The following is a 23,497-nucleotide window of genomic DNA, read 5'->3' on the forward strand; positions in this document are numbered from 1 at the left end:
GCTGGTGTGGGACAACTTGAACACGCACACCTCGGCCGTGATGAGGCGGCTGATCGAGGCCCGGCCGTGGCTGACGGTGTTCCGGCTTCCGCCGTATGCGCCGGAGCTGAACCCGGTCGAGGCGGTATGGGCTCACATGAAGAAGAGCATGGCCAACCTGCCGGTGCGCACCGTGGAGGAGCTGGTTTCGGTGGTGCGTGGTCGGCTCAGGCGTGTGCAGCGCAGGCCTGACCTCATCGCCGGGTTCATCGCCAAGACGGGGCTGGACTTCCAGCCGCCCTAACCTCAGCCTTTAAACCTCTCTAGTGCCGCGTCATGCAACGTTGGTCTTGTAACCGGTCCAGCTTCGAATGACTGATCCAGGCGCGAAATCGCGCTTGGGTTCGGCTCGCGCGTTGCGCCAGCGGAGGTATGCGGCGATGGCATCGCCCTGCTCGGCGTGGCTGCGGTGGTCGGTGCCGTTGAGGGCGAAGTAGCGCGGCGCCGCGAACTCGGACTCGATCCAGTTCAACCAGGAGGTGTACGTCGGCACGAACACCAGGTCGACGGCGTTGCCCGCCGCCCAGGACCGCACCTCCGCGTGCTTGTGCGGTGCGAAGTTGTCCATGACAAGGTAGAGCTTCCCGTCCGGCCACCGCGCGCGCAGCACCTTCAGAAAAGACAGGAACTCGCGCCACCGTTTGCGCTCGCGGATGCGGTACACCAGCTTTCCGCTGCCCAGATCGAGCGCGGCGAGCATGTGCCGCACTCCCGCGGGGCGGTTGTACACCGCTCGCAGCCGGACCGGCCGGGCGGTCGGCCGCCAGGCGCGTCCGGGCCGCGGCTGCAGGTTCAAAGGCCCGAACTCGTCCACGCACACCCCCGGCCGTCGGCCGGCGGGAAGTCGTACAGTTCCAGTACCCGGCGCATCCGGGGGATGAATTCCGGGTCGTTGGACGCCTTCCACGTCTTGGTCGCCTGCCAGGTGATCCCCGCCTCGAGCAGGACGCGCCGCACGCTCTCGCGGCTGATCGAGGCCACCGCACCGGTTGCGACCAGGTACTCGGCGAGCTTGGCCAGGCTCCAGACCGAGAAGGGCAGGCCCAGGTCGCGGGGGCGGCACAGGGCGGTCAGGCGGATCCGGCGGCGGATCGCCTCACCGATCGTCCTGGGCCTGCCCCCGCTCCATTTTGGGTTCAGGGCCGCGAATCCGATGTCGTTGAAGTCGTGGATGACGCCCCGCACGTACTCCTGCGAGCAGACGAGCAGGTGCGCGATGTCGGGTGCGCTCCGCCCCTGGGCGGACATCAGCACGACGATCGCCCGCCGCAGTTTGACGGGGTCTTTGGCGGTGCGGCCGATCTGCTGCAGCCGTCGCCCCTCGGCCATCGTGACCGGCCTGACGAACACTTCGGGTAATCGCCCCATCGCCACCTCCGAGACAGCGTCCGCAAGTAGCGTGGCTCACCCGTTGCTAAACATCAATTACACGAACAACGATCCTGGACACGGCACTAGGGCTGCCCCGCTCGATGACCTCCAAGTGCGGGACGTGTGCGAGATGATCGAGGAATGATTCTATCGATGCTTGGCATCCCCACAACGGGCGATGCTCAACGCCGCCGATGACGCGATGGGAGAAAGCCCAAGTCGGCGCGACTCTCATCAATGCGGAGAGCCGGGCGGGGAACTGCGGCCGCACCGCGCTCTCCGGCCGACCGCCCGGCAGCCGTGTACCTAACCTGTCAGGTCAGTACACCTAGCCGACCGGCCGGGCCGCCGGCCGCTCAGGAGCCGGCGGCGGTCCCGCTGATCTCCTCGGCGAGGTCGGCGGGGGAGGTCACCGGCATCCGGCAGGTGAAACCGCGGCACACGTAGGCCGCGGGGGCGCCGCGCACCGGACCGCGTCCTTCGAGGAGCGGCACCACGCCGGAGCCGCCCGGGTGGGCGGTGTCGCCCTCCGCGTCCCCTTCGGGGTCGCCTTCCATATCGCTGCCCTCTGTGTCGGCCAGGGCGACGACGAGACCGGGCGAACTGGACAGCAGCGCTGTACGGTGCAGAGCCCGCGTGTTCGGGGCGTCGAGCGGACCGACGACGGCCACCTCGACGGGACCCGCGAGAGCGGCCTCGGTCACGGCGAGGCCCCAGCCGGCGAAGCGCGCGTGCCGGGGGGCGAGAACGGAAACCGTGCCGAGAGCCTGCAGGGCGGCCTCGCGGTGACGGGCGGACCCGGTGAGGGCCGCGTAGGTCAGCAGCGCGCCCGCCGCCGCGAACCGCCCGGAGGGGGTGGCGTTGTCCGTGGGGTCTTTGGGCCGTTGGAACAGGGATTCGGCGTCGTCGGCGGTGTCGTAGAAGCCGCCCTCGCCGTCGCCGAAACGGTCGAGGACGACGTCGAGCAGCTCGCCGGCCCTGGCGAACCAGCGGGTCTCCCCGGTGACGGAGTAGAGCGCGAGCAGTCCCTCGGCCACATCGGCGTAGTCCTCAAGCACGCCCGCGTTGGCACCGACCCGCCCGTCCTTCGAGGTGCGGGCCAGACGTCCGCGGTCGATGTGCAGCGAGTCGAGGAGCTCCGCCGCCTGGCGCGCCGCCTCGATCAGGTCGGGCCGCTCGAACAGGAGGCCGGTCTCCGCGAGCGCCGCGACGGCCAGGCCGTTCCACGCGGCGACCACCTTGTCATCGCGCCCGGGGCGCACGCGGCCGGCGCGGGCGGCGAGCAGAGCGGCACGGACGCGGGCCAGCCTGGCACTGTCGGGAACGTCGTTGAGAAGCTGCAGCACGGACGCGCCGTGCTCGAAGGTGCCCGCCCGGGTGACCGAGAAGGCCGCGGCGGCGAAGGCGGCGTCCTCCTCGCCAAGCACCTCGCGCAGCTCGTCCGGAGTCCACACGTAGAACTTGCCCTCGACCCCCTCGCTGTCGGCGTCGAGGGCCGAGGCGAACCCGCCTTCCGGCGTACGCATCTCCGCCAGCAGCCAGTCGGCGGTCTCCAGCGCGACCCTGCGCGCCAGCACGGTGCCCGTGGTCCGCCACCAATGGGTGTAGACCCGCAGCAGGAGGGCGTTGTCGTAGAGCATCTTCTCGAAGTGCGGCACGACCCACTTGGCGTCGACGCTGTAGCGGGCGAATCCCCCCGCGAGCTGGTCGTAGATCCCGCCCCGTGCCATCGCGGACAGCGTGTGCTCGGCCATGGAGAGTGCCTCGGCCCCGCCGTGGCGCAGTAGGAACTCCAGAACCATCGACGGTGGGAACTTCGGTGCCCCTCCGAACCCCCCGCGAACCGGGTCGAACTCGCCCGTGAGGTTCTGGAGGGCCTCGACCACCGCCTCGCGGCCCGGCACCGGCCCGGTGGGGAACGACGAGGCGTCGGTGAGAGCCGCCACGACCTTGGCCCCTTGGGTGATCACCTGTTCGCGCTCGTCGCGCCAGGCGGCCGCGACACCGCTCAGCAGCCGCTGGAAATGCGGCTTCGGGAAGTAGGTGCCGCAGTAGAACGGATGTCCTTCAGGTGTGGCGAACACCGTCATCGGCCAGCCGCCCTGACCGCTCATGGCCTGGGTCGCCGACATGTAGACCGCGTCGACGTCGGGCCGTTCCTCCCGGTCGACCTTGACATTGACGAAGTGCTCGTTCATCAGCGCCGCGGTCGCCTCGTCCTCAAAGCACTCGTGGGCCATGACATGGCACCAGTGGCAGGCTGAATAGCCCACGCTGATCAGCAGCGGCACGTCCCGTCGGCGGGCCTCCGTGAACGCCTCCTCGCCCCACTCGAACCAGTGGACCGGGTTGTCGGCGTGTTGCAGGAGATATGGAGAGGTCGCTGTGCCAAGCCGGTTCATGAGTTCAGACTTTCACACCGGTGTCCCCGTCACTGCGCGCCCCGACGGCCCCCTGGTCCCTCGTCGGCGCTGCGGAGCAGGTCCAGGAGCGTCACGCGTTGATCGGCGGTCAGGGCCGACAGGATCGGCGTGTTCTTCAGCAGGTGGACGATGAACCGCTGTCTCATCTCGTGGCCGCGCTGGGTGGCGACGAGCTGCTTGGCGCGGCGGTCGGCGGGGTCGGGCTGGCGCTCGGCAAGCCCGAGTTGTTCGAGTTCGTCAGCGATGCCGGTGATGTGTGAGGGCTCGCAGTGCATCTGACCGGCGATCTCGCCGAGACGCAGGGGATTCCCGAGCCGCAGGAGAACGTGAGCCTGAGGCGGGGAGAGGCCGATCGCCGCCGCCGAGGTCTCCAGATGCGTCCTGAGCCTCGCCATGACGACGATCAACCGTGTGAGGGATTCGACCTCGTCGTCCTGAGGGCGGGTGCCCGACTCGTCCAAGGGCGTTGACATACGGGAGCCTCCCCAGAAACCGGCGTCACCACCGAAACGATTTCATCACAGATGACATTCCGGAAATTCCGTATGGCGTAGGCCAAAGGGCCTACGCCATACGGTGTGGTGTGTGATCACGGCATAAGCCCGGCCGGGGCACAGGCCGTACGGGCTCGGTGGCGTGATCAGAAGGCGAGCACGCGCAGGACGAGCGCGGCGATGGCGAGGATCAGCAGCGGCAGCGGCCGGAGCGTCTGGTTGGCCGTGTCGCCCGCCCGGACGTGGGTGCCGATCGCGCCGAGCATGACCAGGATGAGCCCCGCGGGGGCGAGGATGCCCAGGATGCCGATCCAGATGCCGGCGAGCACGCCGAGACCGCCGAGCACCTCCAGGAGGCCGACGATCCGCATGAAACCGGGGGCCACGCCTAGGCGCCCCAGCTCGGTGACCATGGCCGGCTGGGCGAGCAGCTTGGGCAGGCCCGCCAGGACGAAGAGGATGGCCGTGATCACGGCCACGATGACGAATGCGATGAACATGGGTTTGTACCTTTCCCTGCGCCGGCCTGCCTGTCCGGCGGGCGCGGCGGGACAGCGGGGAAGGGCACGCGGCGCTACCCCCGACAGATTGTTTAACTCGCTGAACTATAGCTCGGCTGAAGTTGTCTGTCTGTGTGGGGGAGGGACGAGTCGGGTCAGCGTGTGCGTCCGCGGGGTTTGAGTGGTACGGCGGGCAGCGCCGGCGCGTTCAGACGGGGTCCCGCATAGCCGTGCACGGTGCCGAAGAGCTCGCCGTCCGCCCATTCCTGCCGGGCCTGCGCGATCTCCTGGCCGGTGCGCCCCACGAAGTTCCACCACATGACGATCTCCTCGTCGAACGGCTCGCCTCCGAGCAGCATCAGGCGGCTGCCCGCCGAGGTGCGCAAGCGCAGCTCGCGGCGGCCCGTGCCGAGGTAAAGGAGCGCTCCGGGAGGCACGGGGACGCCGTCGACCTCCGTCTCCCCGGAGAGGTTGACGACGGCATGCTCGAAGTCGTACTCGACGGGCAGCCGCACGTCGGCGTCGGCGGACAGCACGAGATCGGCCCCGACCAGCGGCGAGTACGCCGTGCCCGGCGAGGCGGCGCCGGCGAGCTCACCCATGACGACGGTCGCGGTCACCTGCCTTTCGCGCAGGACCGGCAGCGCGACGTGGTGTTCGAACGCCGGCGCGACATGGCGGTGGGCGTCCGGTAGCGCCACCCAGAGCTGAGCCCCGTGGAGGATGGGCGGATGGGTGTGCGGTGACTCCTCCGAGTGCGCGATAGCGCGCCCGGCCGTCATCAGCCCGAGCTCGCCCGGCCGAATGGTCTGCAGGCTGCCCAGGCTGTCGCGGTGCAGGACCTCGCCGTCCAGCAGCCAGCTCACGGTCTGCAGCCCGATGTGCGGGTGCGGCGGTACCTGCATGCCCGGCTCGGTGGCGATGTCGTCCGGCCCGTAGTGATCGATGAAGCACCAGGCGCCCACCATCCGGCGGCCGAGCGTCGGCAGCAGCCGGCGCACCTGAGTGCTCTCGCCGAGCCGCACCATGCGGCCGGGGAACAACTGGTGGACCGGCTCCGCCGCCGTGTCCCGGTGCCCGCCGCACACGGTGACGGCCGGATGGGTGTCGAGATTGCTCATGAACCCAACCTAACCCTGCGGGGGTACGGCGAAATGCCCAGGTCGGCCGGTCGCCGCGGTACGGCGGGGGCCAGTGGGATGCGGGGAGGGGCGGCCGGGCGTAGGCTCAGTGCTCGTGGATCCGCACGACGTCTCGGCCCATGCCGGCCGGCCGCTCTCCGCCCTCACCAGAAGAGACGTGATCAGAGCGCTTCTCTCCATCCCCTCCGGAGCCGCCCTAGTCGCGCTTCCCGGCCTGCGCCGCGCGATGCTGGCCGAGGGCGACCCGCTGACACCGGTCTTCTGGGACTCGGCGCGCGAGGCGCTGCGCTCCATCGAGGCGGGTGAGGCGACCGTCGGCGACGTGCACCGGTGGCTGGAGTCGAGCGGCACCGAGCCGATCCTGCTGACGCGCGACTACTTCGTCTGGCCGGAGGAGGACGAGCGGGGGCCGAAGGCGAAAGAGCTCCACGCCATGCTCGTGGCCTACCTTGAGGAGCTCGTCGCGAAGGGGGAGATCGCCCCCGACGCGCTGGCCCTCGGCGACCGGGCGGCGCGCGACGCCTACGAGACGCTCCAGGAGCGCTGGCTGAACAGTCCGCTGCCCGACGGCAGGGTTCCGAGCATCGTGATCGGTGACGAGCAGGACCAGGAGCTGTTCGCGGCCTGGGACGAGGAGGAGGCGTTCGCGCTGAGCGAGCTGCGCCGCATCGTCCAGGAGCTGCCGGTGAGGCCGCCGGAGCCCTCCGCCGCCGAGTTGGCGCAGGTGTGTGCGGAGCTGCGCCGGCTGCTGGTCGATCCGATCTATCCCGGCAACGTCCTCAAGGCGTGCGCGGGTTTCGACGGGGACGAGTTCCCCGCCGACGACGCCGAGCTGTGGGTGGCGGTGGCGGCGGGCATCGTGGGCCCGATCTCCGATGTGGCCGATGAGGAGGCGGTGGAGAGGTTCACCGATCTCGACGTGGGCCTCACGCTGGAGGACTCCACGCTCGCGGCGCTGTGCGCGATCCACCACGCCGACTGGCTCGCCGTGACGGGGGCCCTGGTGCGCAGGGGGCCGGGCGTGCTCGTGTCGCCGGAGCGCGTGGCCCGGCTGATCGCCGAGTCCGATGACATCGACGTCGAGATGGACGACCCTGACGATCTTGAGGCTATCGAGACGCTGTTCGCGTCCGTCGTGCCGCTCTGGGAGCGGCTCGGCATCGTCGACTCCGGCGAGGTCTTGACCCCGCTCGGCTGGTGGGGGCTGCCGAAGGCCGTGGAAAGGGCCTGGGCGCAGGCCGACTGACCGCCCCAGACCCTGTGGCCCGGCCCCAGGTGACCTGGGCTTGGGTGGAGACTGAGGTACTGACGCCGTGCGCCTGAGATCGGTACGATCATCTTTGCCCGGACTGCCCTGACCGACTGGGAAAGGTGCTTTTCGAAGGCGCCGACGGCCTGATCTATGGTTTCAATCCCAGCACAGCTGGAGATTCTTGTTCGCCGTTGTGATTCACGCCTTGATATCGTCCTCCAGCGCATTGATGAAGGTACATCCCGCAACGAATAGGTTTGCTAGTAGGCAAACAGATACACTCGCCGCCTTGAGACTCCGTCGGACCTAGATTTCACAAGCGTCATGTGTTGCACACGGTAGCAGGTCAACTGGCAGTCCTGTTCGAGGTCTGCTGTCTTTCCTGGACCTGTGCCGCAGGATCCGAATAAGTTGTTCGCAACTGGATTGGCTAGGATTTCAGCCATCCATGCTTAGCGAGTTGATCATATGCCCGTTGAATGTGATTCGGCGTGAAAAGCTCTTGCTTGCGATTGCTCCAATCCTGAACTCCTTGAATTACGTCGGCAACGGTTGGCATGGATTCCAGTCCGGATTCAATGGCGACCCAGTGGACAGTGCTGAGAAGTTCGACGCCGTAGGGCGATGAAAAACCGAGGAGGAGCTCTTCGATTGCGGTGAATCCTTCGCGCAGGCCGGGAGCGTTCTTGTCGACCCAGATTTGGGCCGTGGCCGCAGCGTTGGGCATTAGCTGTATTGGTCGGAGCTTCAGCACATGCTCGGAGCGGTCTCCGTATCCGCGTAGATAGTGTCCTTCCATCCGCTGGAGAACATGGTTTAGATTCTCGGCGTAAGGACCGTATCGCCCTCGCATGAACCTCAGTTGAAGATTCTCTCCCCACGCCTGAAGCAGGTAGGTGAGCTTCTGGATCTCTAGAAGCGAAACGCCGTCAAGAATAACGAAATTCTCGGCTTTTGCGATGCCCATATAGCGATGCATGAGTTCGAGAAGGGCGGCGCGTCCCCGAGTCATGTGGGGTGGTGAAGTTGCTATGGGCATTGCAGTGGGCTCTGGTGCTCCTGCGGGTGGAAATAGCTGGACTCTCACACCTTCAAGTGGCAGTAGCGCCTTAATGATCACAGGGCGAACCGCATCCCATTCAAGTCCTCCGTTGCCGCATCCCAGTGCCGGTACTGCTATTGAGGAAATCTCGTACTGCGAGATGACTCTGACCAGATCGGCAAGTCCTTGCTCGATATCCTTGAGTCGGGACTTTGATCGCCAGTGGTCCTTGGTGGGGAAGTTTATGATGTATCTGGGGTTGTCGAGTCGACCGTTGTCGTGGACATGCATGTGGCCAAGCCGGACTTCCCCGCGGGCGCAAGCAGACTTGTAGGCTCGGTAGTTCTCGGGGAATGCCTGCTTAAACTGCAGTGCAATCCCTTTACCCATAACGCCGACAGTGTTAACGGTGTTGACCGCTGCTTCGACGTCGGTATCGAGCATGTTTCCTCGAACCTCTTCGATCACTTTAGCGGCCTCCACTTCCGCCTGCGCAAAGATTGAACCCGTGCGGCTTTTCTAGTAATACCAATCTCTTCGACATACCACGTAAGTGGGTTTGTCGTTCTCTTCGAGAATTCTATTCACCTCCTCCTCTTTATCGGAGGTCATTGTTGCTATGCCGAGTAAGCAGTGCCAGGGTACCTCGCGGTGTACGAGAAATTCCGCCATGCGTCGGCGCATTCTGTCCGGGTCTTCGGCTGTGTTATGCCAATGCCTGGACTCCATCAGCGGCCAGTCTATGACTCGCTCTAAGCTCTCTAGATTATCGAAGTATTCGGTGATCTCGCTGGCGCAGTTGCCGTCTGTAAAAACAAAGTCTAGCCGCTTGGACGATATTTGGTCAACTGATGTAACTAGATAGATGAGCGAATCTTGGCCATCTTGATACTGTTCGACACTTCCTTTGCTGATCACATATAGCATTGGCGATCGTGGGGCGAAATAGAAGGGGACATAGTTGGCCGGGAATCCTCCCGGTGGTCGTGTGACCGCTATCGACCTGCGTCTACGCTTGACATCAAGATCTCCCACTTCGACCACAAGCTTCTGGGCTTCTCGGACCAGTGAATCACAAAGCAGTGCCCCACTATTGAGGATTTGAGGCAAATTTTGTATATGTGTGAAGTGGTAGATGAGGCGTTCGGTAGGCACGTGAACTTTAAGCCCTTCGGGCGGGTAGTATCAGCTTGTACAGTCGATCTATGGTGTCCTTGAACGATCTATTTTCGTTGGGTGCCTCAGTGTAACCGCATAGCTTCCGGTGGGTTTGCCTTGAACGTGATCGTGACCCCGTTTGTTGAGGGGCTCCTTCTCGGTGTCGGGGCTGATCTGCCACAGAACACCCTGATCTGGGATCACGGTGTGACGATTCCCGGGAGCAGCAGGGGTCTCTGAGTGCGAAACTCGTCGCTTAGCCCCTACAGAATGATCTCCGTTGTGGTTTGATCTCTCGCGGTATCCAGAGAGAGGAGCGATAGGTGGCGCGGCTGAAGCCGTGAGAGGTCAGTGGCGAGTCACGGGCGGTCTTCAAGTCACTGCTGCCCAAGCACCGGCACCGGATCCGCCACTCGGGGCGCAAGCGGCTGGATGACCGCCAGGTGGCGCAGCGCATCTTGTTCGTCCTGAACACCGGGATCGCACGGAGCAACTGCAGCGGGAACCGGGCTACGGGATCGGACATGACGTGTCGGCGGCGGCCGACCGAGTGGCAAAGGGCGGCGTCCGACAGCGCTTGCACGCGGTCCTCCTCGATCCGCTGCTGCCGACGTCCTCGACTTCTCCTACGCTGTGATGAATTCTTCCCACATTGGAGCGTCAAAGGGGGAGCCGAGCCGGTCGACTGAGGCCGCTCAGGTAGCACGCACCACCTGATCGCTGACGCCACCGGCATTCGCTTTGATAGGCGGCAACCGCAAGGATGTCACCCAGGTGGTGCCATGCGGGATCTGCTGGCGCCGTCTGAACTCATTGCGTTAGCAGGTCTTAGACAAGCAGTCCCTCAAGGCGGTCCACCCGCTCGCCGACTCGTTGAACAGATGATCGAGGAGCGGCTCGGCATCGTCGACTCCGGCGAGGTCTTGACCCCGCTCGGCTGGTGGGGGCTGCCGAAGGCCGTGGAAAGGGCCTGGGCGCAGGCCGACTGACCGCCCCAGACCCTGTGGCCCGGCTGACTTGTGACCCGGCGGACTCGTGACCCGGCCTAGGGCCGGCCTAAGGCTGGTCACCGCGGACGCTGGCGAGGTAGGACTCGGCCACGAGCTCCACGTAGTCCGGGTGGCGGCGGATATAGGCCGCGATGAACGGGCAGGCGGGCACGACGGTCAGCCCGGCGTCCCGGCTCGCGTCGAGCGCGGCGCGGGCGAGGCGGCTGCCGAGCCCCTGGCCTTCGAACTCGGGGTTCACCTCGGTGTGCGGGAAAATGATCTTTTCCCGCTTGAGGCGGTATTCCGCGAATCCCGCCAGAGCGCCGTCGACCAGCACTTCATAGCGGGACGCCTGGGGATTGTCGACGACCCGGATGTCTTGCCCCATGCCGTGCCTTTCTTGGTGCGGGCTCGGTCCACAACTGGCGCGAACCGATTGAATGCGACGAAGGAGAACGAGGCTCCTGCTAGGAGCCGCCGTTCTCCTTCCTCTTCTTCTTGAAGTCGGCCTCGGAGGGCACCTCGATGCGGGCGATGTGCCTGTTCATCGATTTGATGAGCAGGAACAGCGCGAACGCGATCGCTGCGATGACCAGGAAACCGAGGACCCCGGGGGTCACGGCTGCGACGGAGTTGGCAGGGTTCACCGTTCCAGTCTGCCACCTGGTACCCGCGCCGCCGTCAGTGGCAGGCCCGCGTCACCTCGCCTGCGTGAATGCCGCTGAACAGGTCGTCCTCGGGCAGCTCACTCGGGACGAGGGACCGCGCCAGGTGGTATTCCTCGGTGGGCCACACCTCCCGCTGCAGCTCGATGGGGCAGGAGAACCACGGCCCGTCCGGGTCGACCTGCGTGGCGTGTGCGATCAGCGCCTGGTCGCGGATCTCGTAGTACTCGTCGCAGGTGATCTTCGTGGTGACGGGCCACTTCTCCGGCCGGTCCTCCCACCTGCTGATCCAGTCGGCGTACGGCGAGCCCATGCCGCGCGAGGTCATCGCCTCGTGCAGCACCTCGAACTTCTCCTTGCTGAAACCCATGTGGTAGTAGAGCTTGAGCGGCTGCCACGGGTCGCCGGTGCCGGGGTAACGGTCGGGATCCCCCGCGGCCTCGAACGCCTCGACGGACACGCGGTTGGTCATGATGTGGTCGGGGTGCGGGTAGCCGCCGTCGTCGTCATAGGTCAAGATCACGTGAGGCTTGAACTCCCGTACGGCGGCGACCAGGGGAGCGGAGGCCACCTCCAGGGGCTGGAGGGCGAAGCAGCCCTCGGGCAGCTCCTCCTCCTCGCTCTCGGGCAGGCCGGAGTCGATGAAGCCGAGGAAGCGCTGCTGCACCCCGAGGATCTCGCGGGCACGCTCCATTTCCTTTCTGCGCACCTCGGTGATGTCGGCGAGGATCTCGGGGCGGTCCATCTTCGGGTTGAGGATCGACCCGCGTTCGCCTCCGGTGAGAGTACAGACGAGCACGTCAACACCCTCCGCGACATACCGCACCATCGTCGCGGCCCCCTTGCTGGACTCGTCGTCGGGATGGGCGTGCACGGCCATCAAACGGAACGTCGCGCTCACGGGCTCGAAGTCTCCTCTAGGACTGGAACGCTCTGCCGCCAGGTAGTTTGCTTGGGCAGGCGCGGGGGCGGGCCCCCCGCAGGGGACAATTGTTTCGGATAACGCCGCGGAAGTGCAGGGAGATTCCTTCATGGTCACCAGAGACGTCGAGAACGGCCATCAGACCGTCCCGGTTCTCGGCAGTCCTGACGATCTCCCGGACAGACCCGCCCGGCCCGGGCGATTCATCGTGCATGCCGTGATCGGGGTGCTTGTAGCGGTCTTCGCGGGGGGGTGGGGGTATCTGATGCTCGCCGCCGGAGGGAACCCCGCGATCATCGATCAGACGATCAGTTTCGACACGAGTAGACCCGACTCCGCCGGGATAACATTTGAGATAGTCAAGCCGGCCGATCGGAGCGCTGTCTGCAGGATCCGAGCCGATGATGTCAACCATGTGGAGGTGGGCAGCCGCGAGGTCACTATCCCCGCTGGTGAGGGAATTGTCCGGCTCAAGGAGACGCTGGCGACCAGCGCCCAGGCCACATCGGTCAGCGTCTACTACTGTCATCTCACATAGTGAGATATTCGGGGAAGCGTTCCGGCAGGTTACTTGTTAGCCTGTCGAGATTCGAACGTCTGTAACCAAAGCTCTAGCCCCCAGAGGAAGCAAGGAGAACCCGTGGCCGAGTCCCACGACGCTAACGTCACCTGGCTGACGCAGGAGGCGTATGACCGCCTTAAGGCGGAGCTGGAATACCTCTCGGGCCCCGGGCGCGTCGACATCGCGAGGAAGATCGAAGCCGCCCGCGAGGAGGGCGACCTTCGGGAGAACGGCGGATACCACGCCGCGAAGGAAGAACAGGGCAAGATGGAGGGCCGCATCCTCCAGCTTCGCCACCTCCTCGACAGCGCGAGGGTCGGCGAAGCGCCGCGCACCGAGGGCGTGGTCGGTCCAGGCATGACCGTCACCATCCGATTCCAGGGTGATGAGGAGGAGGTGACCTTCCTCCTCGCCTCGCGGGAGGAGAGCGGGGCGCCCATCGACGTCTACTCGCCGAGGTCCCCGCTCGGTGCGGCGATCAACGGCAAGAAGATCGGCGAGGTGGCGACCTACACGATGCCCAACGGGCGGCAGAACACCGTCGAGATCCTTGAGGCGGTTCCATACGTCGGGAACTGACACAGAGACTGGCGATCCGCTGGGGGCCGGGGCCTCCCAGCGGATCTTTGTATTTCGCACAAGATCTCAAATGGCCAAAATGGGGAGACCTATGGGGATTGGTGAAATAGGAGGCATTGCCTCCACGCTGATCTTCGGGTAGAGCTTCTGGAGGGTGTCTCCGAAGCGGAGGAAAGGGGTGGTCGCGTGCTCGACCAGCGAGCGCGTGCCATGCCCCCCGACCCCCAGGAGCCTCCCCAAGGCCGGCCCGCCGGCCGTCGCGGCCTGTCACGCGCGGTCGCCGCGGCCAGGCGGGATCTCGCCTACAGGCCGAGGCTCCGGCCGTACGGCACAAGCCCCCGCGCGGCCCGCGGCACCATGGCGGCCGTGGCGGTGGGGGTGGCGGCCAGCCTGGTGATCGGCCTGCTGGCGTGGAAGCAGATGGCCGTGACCGACGGGCCCGCCGAGAGCACGAGCGTGACAAGGCGGCCCGCGGAACGGCAGGGCGGTTTCGTGGCGGGCTCGGCCCCGGTCCGGCCCGCGGTCGAGCCTGTGGCCCCCCTGAAGGCATTACGCACGCCGCATCTCTTCGTCGTCACCAAGAAGAGCGTGACCCGCGCCACGGCGGAGCGGGTGGCCCGGGCCAAAGGGGTCCGCGCGGTGGAGGCCGCCGACGCGGCCTCGGTGCGGATCGACGGCAAACAGGTTCAGACGCTGGGCGTCAGCCCGTCGACCTTCCGGGCCTTCACCCCCGAACGCACGGCGAAGTCCAACGAACTGTGGGCGAACATCGCGGCCGGGGACGTGGCCGTGTCCTTCGTCCTCGGCAACGACGGTGGGTTACCGCTCGGCACGGTCGCCTCCAGCGGGGGGCGATCGCTGCGTGTCGGGGCGTACGCCACGACGGGCATGGGGGCGATCGACGCCGTCGTGTCCAGGCAGACCGCGCGCATGCTCGGCATCCCCGAGAACAACGCCCTGATCGTGAGCGCCCCCTCGGTCGATTCGACCCGGCTGCGCCGGACATTGCTGCGGGTGCTGCCGAAGGGCACGCAGATCGCGCTGGTCAACCCCGTGTCGGTTCGGGCCGCGGGCACTGGGCGGACGACCGCCTTGCCGCCCACGGCCTTCGCGAGCGACAACCAGATCCGCACCGCGCTCACCGCGGCCGCGAGCAAGCTGGGACGGCCCTATGTGTGGGGGGCAGAGGGGCCGGACTCCTTCGACTGCTCGGGCCTGGTCCAGTGGGCCTTCGCCCAGGCGGGCATCAGGGTGCCCCGGGTGACGCATCAGCAGTTCGTCGCGGGTGCGCAGATTCCGCTGGAGCAGGCGCGTCCGGGAGACCTCATCTTCTGGCGCCACGATCCCACGAACCCCGGCTATGTCTCGCATGTGGCGATCTACTGGGGTGACGGGAAGATGCTGCACGCCCCGCGCACGGGCGACGTCGTCAAGATGGCTCCGGTCACGACACGCAACCTCGCCGGGGTGGTACGCATCAGCCCGAATGTCGCCGCTCGCGTCCGCTGACCTCGGGCCACCGGGGCGCGGGCCGTACCGCGGTGTTTCCACCGCCCCGGTGACGTTCGGGGGAGTGATGTTCGCCACACCGCCGGTCCCAGGCATGGCCCGGCAGCGGCGCCCGGAGCGCCAGACGGCCGGCACGCCGGTTCTCGGCCGGACGTGTGCGTCTGGTGCGCTGGGACCACCGGGGCGCGGCTCCCCGATCTTCGCGAGGTGCCGAGGCGGGTCGGGTGTGCGGGCGAGAGGGGACCACGGGTTGACGATTGAGGAACTGCGGAGTGCCGCGGTGGCGCTCGGCAGCGGCCCGTGCGCCGATCCCGACTGGGCAGCGGAAACGGCCGCCCAATGGACTAAACCTCTTTCCCGATTGGTTTAGACCTCCTTGAATGGTCTGGACCAATTCCAAAAATTGTTCTCATAATCTTGCCTATAGATGGGTAGGAGTTCTGGATACCGCGGCGACCGCCTGCGTGGATGTGCGGTGGGAGATCACGCGCGGTGCGCCGTGTCGAAAGTGCGCGGGCGGTCGTGCGCGCATCACGGAATTCACTCCATGACAACAGAGACAACCGAATGGAAACGCCGTCGCCAGATCGTTAAACGGTCCGCAACCCGCCGTTCGAATGGTCTATGCCAATTGGATTGATTGCGGATACTTCGCTGATGATGTTCTGGCCCCTGAGAGCGTGAGGAGCCGCTGTCGTGTCAGTGTCAATCGAGGTACCCGCCCCGACGTCGCATTCCGAACTGGCCGCCTGGGTCGAACAGATCGCGCAATTGACCGAACCGGACCGGGTCGAGTGGTGTGACGGCTCCGAGGCCGAGTGGACGCGCTTGACGAACCTGCTGGTGGAGCAGGGCACGTTCAAGCGCCTCAGTAAGCGGCAGAACAGCTTCTACGCGGCCTCGGATCCGACGGACGTAGCGCGGGTCGAGGACCGCACCTACATCTGCTCGGAGCGCGAGGACGACGCCGGGCCCACCAACAACTGGATCGCTCCGGACGAGATGCGGGCCACCTTCGGCGAACTCTTCAAAGGCTGTATGCGCGGCCGCGTCATGTACGTCGTGCCGTTCTGCATGGGGCCGCTCGGTGGTGAGATCTCCCAGCTCGGCGTGGAGATCACCGACTCTCCCTACGTCGTGGTCTCGATGCGCGTGATGACCAGGATGGGGGACCGCGCGCTGCGCCTCATCGAGGAGCGCGGCACCTACGTCAAAGCGGTGCACTCGGTCGGCGCGCCCCTGGCGCCCGGCCAGAAGGACGTGCCCTGGCCGTGCAGCCGGACGAAATACATCAGCCACTTCCCCGAGACCAGGGAGATCTGGTCCTACGGCTCGGGCTACGGCGGCAACGCGCTGCTCGGCAAGAAGTGCTACGCCCTGCGGATAGCCAGTGTCATGGCGCGCGACGAGGGCTGGCTGGCCGAGCACATGCTGATTTTGAAGCTGACCCCGCCGCGAGGGGAGTCTCGTTACGTCGCCGCCGCCTTCCCGAGCGCGTGCGGAAAGACCAACCTCGCCATGCTCCAGCCGACCATTCCAGGGTGGAAGGTCGAGACGATCGGCGACGACATCGCGTGGATGCGTTTCGGTGAGGACGGCCGGCTTTATGCGATCAACCCCGAGGCGGGCTTCTTCGGGGTCGCGCCGGGCACAGGCGAGTCGACGAACGCCAACGCGATCAGAACGCTGTGGGGCAACAGCATTTTCACCAACGTCGCCCTCACCGACAACGGGGATGTCTGGTGGGAGGGGCTGACCGATGAGCCGCCCGCGCATCTGACCGACTGGAAGGGCCGCGACTGGACGCCCGGCGCCGCCGAGCCCGCGGCCCACCCCAATGCCAGGTTCACGACTCCCGCCGCGCAGTGCCCGACGATCGCGCCCGAATGGCAGGACCCGAAGGGCGTGCCCATTTCCGCGATCCTGTTCGGCGGCAGGCGGGCGACGGCCGTACCGCTCGTCACCGAGTCGCTGAGCTGGCAGCACGGTGTGTTCCTGGGCGCGAACGTGGCGTCGGAGAAGACGGCCGCCGCCGAGGGTACGGTCGGCGAGTTGCGCCACGACCCGTTCGCGATGCTGCCCTTCTGCGGCTACAACATGGGCGACTACTTCGAGCACTGGCTGTCGGTCGGCAGAGCCGCGGAACCGGACCGGCTTCCGCGTCTCTACTACGTCAACTGGTTCCGCAAGGGGGAGGACGGCTCCTTCCTGTGGCCGGGCTTCGGTGAGAACAGCCGGGTCCTCAAGTGGATCGTCGAGCGCCTCAACGGCACGGCGGAGGCCGTGTCCACGCCGATCGGGCTCGTTCCTCCGGCATCCGCGCTGGACACCGAGGGCCTGGACATCGATTCGGCCGACCTGGACACTCTGCTTTCCGTCGACACCGAGGTCTGGAAGCACGAAGCGTCCTTGATTCCTGCTCATTTCCGGACCTTTGGCGAGCAACTTCCGAAGGAACTCTGGGACGAGTACAACGACCTGGTCACCCGTCTGGGCTGACCTGACCGCCCGGATTCGATCCGGGCGCCCGGGGGTGTCCGCCAAAGGCGTCGGGCACCCCTGTGTGCTTCGTTTTCAAGGAGCTCCGACATCCAGACTTGACGAATCCCTGAAAGCTCTCATAAACCTCCCCATAGGTTGCCGCGTCTGTCACCATGACGAAAAAACTCCTCCTTTGCGGAAGGGGAGGTTCGGCATGGAGTTTGTTTTACTGGTCGCCGCGGCGGCCACTGCTATCTACACAGGAACTTCAGCGAACAGGTTGACCGCTGAGCACGCGCGTGTGCATGAGGTGGCGAGCGATCTCCACCGAGACGATCTGACGACATACGAGCTGGCCTACCTCGCCGGGGGCCCGCGCCGTGTGGTCAACACCGCGCTTGCCGGCCTCGCGAGCGCCGAGGCCGTCCGCATCGCCCGTGGCGGCCTGGTGACCTTGGTGAGCGGGGCCTCTCCGCCCGCTGAACCCGTCCAGCAGGACATCATCGCCGCCCTGACCGACGCCGGAGGCTCCATGCAGATCGGAGCCCTCCGAAGCACGGTGGCCAGGGGGACGGCCATGGCCGCGCTGAAGGAGCGGATGACCGGCCACGGACTCGTCATCCCCGACGAGTCCCTGGCGCGGCTGCGCGGACGCGCTACGGGGCTGCGCATCGCGTCGATCGTCTCGATCGTGATCTCCGTGGCGTCGCTGATCGCCGAGATCACGCTGATCCATCCGCGACTGACGGCCACGGCGGCGGTCATCGTGGCCGCCGTCGCCGGTGTCATCGGGCTCATCATGCTGCGCCGACATCAGCAGGGCCTCGTCGATGCCCCTCTGAGCGGTCCGGGCCGCGAGGCCGTCGCCTCGGCCCGGCGGCGCCACATCCCCGGCGTACGCGTGGAGGGGGCGGTGGCCATCGCGCTGATCCCCGTCGCTCTGTACGGCATGAGCGAGATCGGCGACGCCGAGATCCGTGACGAGCTCTCGGCGCGGGAGTCGCGTTCCTCCGGCGATGGAGGGGCCGCCCCCGGTGCCTGCGGCGGTGGTGACATGAGCGGCAGCGGGTCCGACGGCGGGTCCGATGGCAGCTCAGGTGGCGGTGGCGGCAGCGGTGGATCGAGCTGCGGCGGTGGTTGCGGTGGCGGCGGTGGCGGCTGCGGTGGTGGTGGTGGCGGCTGACCTCGCTCCGGCGAGGCGCGTCGTATACGTGGCGTAGCCGTACCGCGGAGACCTGCGCCGCGGGAACCTGCGCCGCGAAGACCTGCACTGTGAAGACGGGGGTGTCCGGCTCGGGCGAGCCGGACACCCCCGGCCCGCGACCCACGTCGCGGCTTCCGGATCGGCTTTGTGGCGACAAGGGGCGACGAGGTAGGTGTGCAAGATCTGAAATTGGGGAGATTGCTGGAATATGTCCGGAGTCGGTGTGCTCGGGGTAGGGATCGGATGGCGGCCGGAGATCGACCGGACGGTGGAGAGGATGCCCGGCGTCGGCTTCGTCGAGGTGATCGCCGAAGGCGTCCGCCCGGAGCGTCTGCCGGAGTCGCTCGTCCTCCTGCGCGAGCGCGGCGTGCCCGTGGTGCCGCACGGGGTGAGCCTGGGGGTGGGCGGGGCCGAACCCCTTGACGCCGACCGTCTCGCCCACCTCGCGGCATGCGCCGAGGCGCTCGGGGCCCCGCTGGTGAGCGAGCATGTCGCGTTCGTGCGCGCGGGCGACCTCTCGGCCGGCCATCTGCTCCCCGTGCCCCGCACCCGGGACGCGCTAGAGGTCGTCGTCGACAACGTACGGCGTGCGCAGGCGGCCCTCCCCGTGCCGCTGGCCTTGGAGAACGTCTCCGCCCTCTTCGGCTGGCCGCAGGACGAGATGACCGAGGCGCAGTTCCTCGGCGAGCTGGTCGAGCGTACGGGCGTGTCGCTGCTGATCGACGTGGCCAACCTCTACACGAACCAGGTCAACCTCGGACTGTCCGCCATGGAGGCCCTCGACACGCTGCCCTTGGAGTCGCTCGCCTACGTGCATGTGGCGGGAGGCCAGGCGCACGAGGGGCTCTGGCACGACACCCACACCGCGTCGGTCCCCGATCCGGTGCTCGACCTGCTTACGGAGCTGTGCGCCAGAGTCACTCCGCAGGGAGTGCTGCTGGAGTGGGATGACGCCTATCCTGCTGATGCGGTGCTCGAAAGTGAACTCGACCGCATCAGGCAGGCCATGGCTCGTGCATTCTGATCCTTCTGGAGGCGGAAGTGTCCTATCCGGTGGCACTGTTCCTCATTGGCATTGCGTTATTTATGGCGATCTGCATTGTGTGGGGTTCTGTGCGTGCGAGGCGAGGCTCCGGAACCAGGTATCACGGCGGCCGTGGTCACACGGGAGGCTCGGGTTCGGGTGGCTACTGGAGTGACGGCGGAGTCGGCGGTGGAGACGGCGGAGGCGGAGACGGCGGCGGTGGTGGCGGTGGAGACGGCGGTGGCGGTGGCGGTGGCTGACCGGGGCGGCGCCGAGAAGGCCGGTGCCGTACAGACGGTGAGGGATCCGGAGCGCGGCGCCGAGGGCGCCGAGGACCCCAGGGCGGCGCTGGCGGCGGCCCAGAGCGAGTTGCTCGCGGCGCTGGTGGCGGGCGGCGAGGTGCCCGCGGGGTTCGACCGGCGGCGGGTCGAGGCGCAGGTGAGAAGCCTGTTGGTGAAGCGCCGCGGCCTCGCCGCGCGGTGCCGGCCCGATCTGGCGATGCGCCTCGGCGGCGGGTTCCGCCGCCTGTTCCTGGAGTACGCCGAGGGGCGGCCCAAACCGGGCGACTCCCATGCCGACGCGGAGGGGTTCGAGGCGTGGCTGCGCGAGCGCGGCCATCTCCCCGCCGAGCCATTCACCGAGCCATTCACCGAGCCATTCACCGAACCATACGCCGAGGCGTCAGCCGAACCGTCGGCTGAACCGGGCCCGGTGCCGCGGGTCCTGCGGGCGGCGGGCCTGCACGCTTGGTGGCGGTGGTTGATCGGTACAGGCTTGTCCAAGAAGCGCGGGTTGCGCTGATCTCTTTGGAATTCACCAACTTTGTGAAAGCCCTGGTTGGCCGAGTGGCCCGGGCGTTTTTCCGGCCCAGAGAGCCCTAAGGATCTCGTCGCGGGCGCACGATGGTGGAGAAGGCGGAGATAATTGCCTGTCAGCACCGCTTTTTGGAAGGAGCGGGCGCCGAGGGGAGGGACTCCATTGGGCGTGCGCGATCTGGTCTACCGGTTGTATGAGCGCCGCCTGGAGGCCAAGCTCTCACCCGAGATGATCCCCCGGCATGTCGCCGTGATCGTCGATGGCAATCGCCGTTGGGCGCGCTCGATGGGCATCAAGGACGTCAGCCGGGGCCACCGCAAGGGCGCCGACAAGATCTCCGAGCTGGTGGCCTGGTGCAGTGAGACCGGTGTCGAGGTGGTCACCGTCTGGCTGCTGTCGAGTGAGAACCTCGACCGGCCGAAGAACGAGCTCGTACCCCTGATGAAGATCATCGAGGACGTCGTCCAGGAGCTGGTCGACGCGGGGTGGCATATCAACCCTGTGGGGGCACTCGATCTCCTGCCCGATCAGACCGCCCGTGTCCTGAAAAATGCTAAAGAAGCGACATCACACCGTCCTGGCCTGATTGTGAACGTGGCAGTTGGGTATGGAGGAAGACGTGAGATCGCTGATGCGGTGCGCTCACTCCTGCAAGAGCATGCGAGTAAGGGCGCGAGCATTGAGGACCTCGTCGAAGTCCTCGATGTCGAGCACATCGCCGAGCATCTCTACACGCGCGGTATACCCGATCCGGATCTCGTCATCCGCACCTCGGGAGAGCAGCGGCTCTCAGGATTCCTGCTCTGGCAGAGCGCCCACTCCGAGTTCTACTTCTGCGAGGCCTACTGGCCTGATTTTCGCAGGGTCGACTTCTTGCGGGCGATCCGCTCCTATGCCGCGCGGCACCGGCGGTTCGGTTCCTGAAACCCCCATTTTCCAGGACGTGGTCTGCCATACACATGCCTCCGGACTACGCAATGAACCGGAAACGGCATGTGAACACCCCCTTTCGGTCAGGCATTACCTCTTGGGATCAGGGCATTCAGGACCTACCGTAGGACGTAGCCGGTCATCGGCCGGCTGCTCCGGAGAGGGCCCGCCTTTGCGCCACACACTGAGTGTTCTTCATCCTTGTGGGCGACCTTCGGCTACGGCCGAGCCCGCGGAGGGCGGACGTCCGGCCGGCACGGCCGGCGGCGCCCCCCGGGTCGCCGTACGGGATGATCTCCGCTCACTGCCGAGGGGGGCCGGGTTCCGGTGCCGCCTGAAGCAGCCGTGGGCGCGCGTGCGGGTCTGGTCCGCTCACCACCTCATCTGGCAGGGCGCCCCTACCAGGCGCCCGGGGGAGATCGCGTGGCAGTGTCCTCGACCATCCCGTCGTCCTCAAGCGGTCAGCCGTCGCCGGTAGCCAAGCGGCCGGCTGCACGCACGTCTCCGTCCCGCCGCCGCAGCGCACCGCAGCGGCGCACCTACGTGCTGGACACATCGGTCCTGCTGGCTGACCCGGCCTCACTGACCCGGTTCGCCGAGCATGACGTCGTGCTCCCGATCGTCGTGATCACTGAGCTCGAGGCCAAGCGCCATCACCCCGAGCTCGGCTACTTCGCCCGCAAGGCGCTGCGCTACCTCGACGATCTGCGCGTACGGCACGGCAGGCTGGACGACCCCATGCCCGTAGGCGACGGAACCTTGAGGGTGGAACTCAACCACAGTGACCCGTCGATCCTCCCTGTCGGGTTCCGGCTCGGCGACAACGACACCCGCATCCTGACGGTGGCCCGGCACCTGGCCGCCGAAGGCTGCGACGTGGTCCTCGTCTCCAAGGATCTCCCCATGCGGGTCAAAGCGGCCTCGATCGGGCTCGCCGCCGAGGAGTACCGCGCCGAGCTCGTGGTGGAGTCCGGCTGGACCGGCATGGCCGAACTCCAGGTGGCCTCGACCGACATCGAAGCGCTGTTCGAGAACGGCACCGCCGAGATCGAGGACGCCAGGGACCTGCCCTGCCACACCGGACTGCGGCTCCTGTCGGCCAAGGGGTCGGCACTCGGCCGCATGCTTCCCGACAAGTCCGTCAAGCTCGTCCGGGGCGACCGGGAGGCGTTCGGCCTGCACGGCCGCTCCGCCGAGCAGCGCATCGCCCTTGACCTGCTGATGGACCCCGACGTGGGCATCGTCTCCCTGGGCGGCCGGGCGGGCACCGGCAAGTCCGCGCTCGCACTCTGCGCTGGCCTTGAGGCCGTCCTGGAGCGCCGCCAGCACCGCAAGGTGGTGGTGTTCCGCCCGCTGTACGCCGTGGGAGGCCAGGACCTCGGCTACCTGCCGGGCTCGGAGAACGACAAGATGGGGCCGTGGGCCCAGGCGGTCTACGACACGCTCGGCGCGGTCACCACGCCGGAGGTGATCGAAGAGGTGATCGACCGGGGCATGCTGGAGGTCCTGCCCCTCACCCATATCCGGGGCCGGTCGCTCCACGACGCGTTCGTGATCGTGGACGAAGCCCAGTCGCTGGAGCGCGGCGTGCTGCTCACCGTGCTGTCCCGCGTCGGGGCCAACTCGCGCGTGGTCCTCACCCACGACGTCGCCCAGCGCGACAACCTGCGGGTCGGCCGGCATGACGGCGTGGTCGCGGTGGTCGAGAAGCTCAAGGGGCACCCCCTGTTCGCCCACATCACGCTGACGAGGTCCGAGCGGTCGCCGATCGCGGCCCTGGTCACGGAGATGCTGGAGGACATCAGCCTGTAACGCCCCGGGAGCGGGAGCGGTCACGGGGGGAGTTCGGCGCCTGGCTGCGCGAGGTCGTGGTACTCGCTGCAGATGTGCTCCCCCAGTGACCGCGTCCGGCCCCGCTCGACATAGGTGATCTTCACGATCCAGATCTCGTCACGCGCGCCCCGTGCCGTACAGGTGATCTGCGCGAGAGCCGTACGGCTCGGCGGGCGGTCGCCCGCGACCGAGACGTCGAGGCGCAGCCCGGAGGCGACGTCGGGGTCGTTGCGCACGAAGGCGCCGTATCTGCTGAGCCTGCTTTCGCGGTGGGTCAACCCGCTCAGGCCGGTGGACAGGTCATTACTCGGCGGCTGGTCACCCCTCTCGAACAGGACCTGCATCACGTCCTCGATGGCGGTCGAGGGCACGTACACCGGCACGGGCGCGAGACGCCCGTCGCGTACCAGGTAGATCGTGATGAGCTTGGGCTGGGCGTCGATCACCGGGGCGACGCCCCGCTCCACCGGGTCGCTGGGCTGTACGCCGCAGCCGGCGAGCGCGCCGAGCAGCACTGTGATGGCGGCCCCCGCGAGGGCCTTGGGCAGGGCTCTCACCGAGG

Annotated in this window: 23 protein-coding genes and 1 pseudogene; 12 read left to right on the plus strand and 12 right to left on the minus strand. The window is 67.0% G+C overall.

The genetic code is table 11. The annotated features are described in order from the left end of the window. On the plus strand, positions 1-283 hold a 283-nt coding region (locus BLQ73_RS11230; RefSeq protein ID WP_176955378.1), incomplete at its 5' end, for a transposase. Between the two features lie 30 nt (positions 284-313). On the opposite strand, the gene BLQ73_RS33390 is transcribed toward BLQ73_RS11230, so the two are convergent. From BLQ73_RS33390 to BLQ73_RS11255, 6 genes are all read right to left on the minus strand, one after another. Next, positions 314-835: a transposase gene (locus BLQ73_RS33390; protein WP_218125775.1), complete on the minus strand. Its 522-nt coding sequence runs from the start codon at positions 833-835 to the stop codon at positions 314-316. Then, the gene (locus BLQ73_RS33395) at positions 832-1,407 is read right to left on the minus strand and encodes a helix-turn-helix domain-containing protein (RefSeq protein WP_218125778.1); all 576 of its coding nucleotides are present in this window, start codon (positions 1,405-1,407) and stop codon (positions 832-834) included. The genes BLQ73_RS33390 and BLQ73_RS33395 overlap by 4 nt, the downstream gene beginning before the upstream one ends. 359 nt (positions 1,408-1,766) lie before the next feature. Then, the gene (locus tag BLQ73_RS11240) at positions 1,767-3,812 is read right to left on the minus strand and encodes a thioredoxin domain-containing protein (protein ID WP_093170354.1); all 2,046 of its coding nucleotides are present in this window, start codon (positions 3,810-3,812) and stop codon (positions 1,767-1,769) included. Positions 3,813-3,841: 29 nt separating this feature from the next. Continuing rightward, the gene (locus BLQ73_RS11245) at positions 3,842-4,306 is read right to left on the minus strand and encodes a MarR family winged helix-turn-helix transcriptional regulator (protein ID WP_093170355.1); all 465 of its coding nucleotides are present in this window, start codon (positions 4,304-4,306) and stop codon (positions 3,842-3,844) included. Positions 4,307-4,473: 167 nt separating this feature from the next. Then, positions 4,474-4,827, minus strand: coding sequence for a DoxX family protein (locus BLQ73_RS11250; RefSeq protein ID WP_093170356.1), 354 nt, complete (start codon positions 4,825-4,827; stop codon positions 4,474-4,476). A gap of 155 nt (positions 4,828-4,982) precedes the next feature. After that, on the minus strand, positions 4,983-5,948 hold the full coding sequence (locus BLQ73_RS11255; protein WP_093170357.1) for a pirin family protein: 966 nt from the start codon (positions 5,946-5,948) through the stop codon (positions 4,983-4,985). Positions 5,949-6,063: 115 nt separating this feature from the next. On the opposite strand from BLQ73_RS11255, the gene BLQ73_RS11260 reads away from it, so the two are divergent. Beyond that, the gene (locus tag BLQ73_RS11260) at positions 6,064-7,215 is read left to right on the plus strand and encodes a hypothetical protein (protein WP_093170531.1); all 1,152 of its coding nucleotides are present in this window, start codon (positions 6,064-6,066) and stop codon (positions 7,213-7,215) included. A gap of 436 nt (positions 7,216-7,651) precedes the next feature. Here BLQ73_RS11260 and darG read toward each other — a convergent pair whose 3' ends face one another. Both darG and darT read right to left on the minus strand, forming a co-directional pair. After that, positions 7,652-8,731, minus strand: coding sequence for a type II toxin-antitoxin system antitoxin DNA ADP-ribosyl glycohydrolase DarG (gene darG / locus BLQ73_RS11265; protein ID WP_093170358.1), 1,080 nt, complete (start codon positions 8,729-8,731; stop codon positions 7,652-7,654). 51 nt (positions 8,732-8,782) lie between these two features. After that, positions 8,783-9,418, minus strand: coding sequence for a type II toxin-antitoxin system toxin DNA ADP-ribosyl transferase DarT (gene darT, locus BLQ73_RS34975; protein WP_093170359.1), 636 nt, complete (start codon positions 9,416-9,418; stop codon positions 8,783-8,785). Between the two features lie 380 nt (positions 9,419-9,798). On the opposite strand from darT, the pseudogene BLQ73_RS34980 reads away from it, so the two are divergent. Next, positions 9,799-10,110, plus strand: a pseudogene (locus tag BLQ73_RS34980) (hypothetical protein); the annotation flags it as partial. A gap of 367 nt (positions 10,111-10,477) precedes the next feature. On the opposite strand, the gene BLQ73_RS11280 reads toward BLQ73_RS34980, so the two are convergent. From BLQ73_RS11280 to mca, 3 genes are all read right to left on the minus strand, one after another. Continuing rightward, positions 10,478-10,798 carry a GNAT family N-acetyltransferase gene (locus BLQ73_RS11280; RefSeq protein ID WP_093170361.1) on the minus strand — a complete coding sequence of 107 codons (321 nt, stop codon included), beginning with the start codon at positions 10,796-10,798 and terminating at the stop codon, positions 10,478-10,480. A 79-nt stretch (positions 10,799-10,877) separates the two neighbouring features. After that, positions 10,878-11,057, minus strand: a complete 180-nt coding sequence (locus BLQ73_RS11285) for a hypothetical protein (RefSeq protein ID WP_093170362.1) — start codon at positions 11,055-11,057, stop codon at positions 10,878-10,880. A gap of 34 nt (positions 11,058-11,091) precedes the next feature. After that, complete coding sequence (gene mca / locus BLQ73_RS11290; RefSeq protein WP_245690997.1) at positions 11,092-11,976, minus strand: mycothiol conjugate amidase Mca; 885 nt, start codon at positions 11,974-11,976, stop codon at positions 11,092-11,094. Between the two features lie 130 nt (positions 11,977-12,106). Here mca and BLQ73_RS11295 point away from each other — a divergent pair, with 130 nt between their 5' ends. From BLQ73_RS11295 to BLQ73_RS11335, 9 genes are all read left to right on the plus strand, one after another. Then, positions 12,107-12,535 carry a DUF4307 domain-containing protein gene (locus tag BLQ73_RS11295; protein WP_093170532.1) on the plus strand — a complete coding sequence of 143 codons (429 nt, stop codon included), beginning with the start codon at positions 12,107-12,109 and terminating at the stop codon, positions 12,533-12,535. A gap of 102 nt (positions 12,536-12,637) precedes the next feature. Next, positions 12,638-13,138, plus strand: a complete 501-nt coding sequence (greA, locus tag BLQ73_RS11300; protein ID WP_093170364.1) for a transcription elongation factor GreA — start codon at positions 12,638-12,640, stop codon at positions 13,136-13,138. Between the two features lie 186 nt (positions 13,139-13,324). Then, positions 13,325-14,647 carry a C40 family peptidase gene (locus BLQ73_RS11305; RefSeq protein WP_245690998.1) on the plus strand — a complete coding sequence of 441 codons (1,323 nt, stop codon included), beginning with the start codon at positions 13,325-13,327 and terminating at the stop codon, positions 14,645-14,647. 696 nt (positions 14,648-15,343) lie between these two features. Next, the gene (locus BLQ73_RS11310; RefSeq protein ID WP_420820005.1) at positions 15,344-17,146 is read left to right on the plus strand and encodes a phosphoenolpyruvate carboxykinase (GTP); all 1,803 of its coding nucleotides are present in this window, start codon (positions 15,344-15,346) and stop codon (positions 17,144-17,146) included. A 196-nt stretch (positions 17,147-17,342) separates the two neighbouring features. Beyond that, positions 17,343-18,311 (plus strand): TIGR04222 domain-containing membrane protein, encoded by a 969-nt coding sequence (locus tag BLQ73_RS11315; protein WP_093170365.1) that lies wholly within the window; start codon positions 17,343-17,345, stop codon positions 18,309-18,311. A gap of 229 nt (positions 18,312-18,540) precedes the next feature. Beyond that, the gene (locus BLQ73_RS11320; RefSeq protein WP_093170366.1) at positions 18,541-19,356 is read left to right on the plus strand and encodes an MbnB/TglH/ChrH family RiPP precursor modification enzyme; all 816 of its coding nucleotides are present in this window, start codon (positions 18,541-18,543) and stop codon (positions 19,354-19,356) included. Between the two features lie 159 nt (positions 19,357-19,515). Beyond that, complete coding sequence (locus tag BLQ73_RS32235) at positions 19,516-20,157, plus strand: SCO6045 C-terminal-like domain-containing protein (RefSeq protein ID WP_176955379.1); 642 nt, start codon at positions 19,516-19,518, stop codon at positions 20,155-20,157. Positions 20,158-20,334: 177 nt separating this feature from the next. After that, the gene (locus BLQ73_RS11330; RefSeq protein ID WP_093170368.1) at positions 20,335-21,096 is read left to right on the plus strand and encodes an isoprenyl transferase; all 762 of its coding nucleotides are present in this window, start codon (positions 20,335-20,337) and stop codon (positions 21,094-21,096) included. A gap of 549 nt (positions 21,097-21,645) precedes the next feature. Further along, a complete protein-coding gene (locus BLQ73_RS11335) occupies positions 21,646-22,914 on the plus strand; it encodes an RNA 5'-3' helicase PhoH2 (RefSeq protein ID WP_093170535.1) in 1,269 nt (422 codons plus the stop codon). Between the two features lie 20 nt (positions 22,915-22,934). Here BLQ73_RS11335 and BLQ73_RS11340 read toward each other — a convergent pair whose 3' ends face one another. Then, the gene (locus tag BLQ73_RS11340; protein WP_143020207.1) at positions 22,935-23,492 is read right to left on the minus strand and encodes a hypothetical protein; all 558 of its coding nucleotides are present in this window, start codon (positions 23,490-23,492) and stop codon (positions 22,935-22,937) included. Between the last annotated feature and the right edge of the window lie 5 nt (positions 23,493-23,497).

The organism is Sinosporangium album, from assembly GCF_900100605.1.
Lineage (GTDB): Bacteria > Actinomycetota > Actinomycetes > Streptosporangiales > Streptosporangiaceae > Sinosporangium > Sinosporangium album.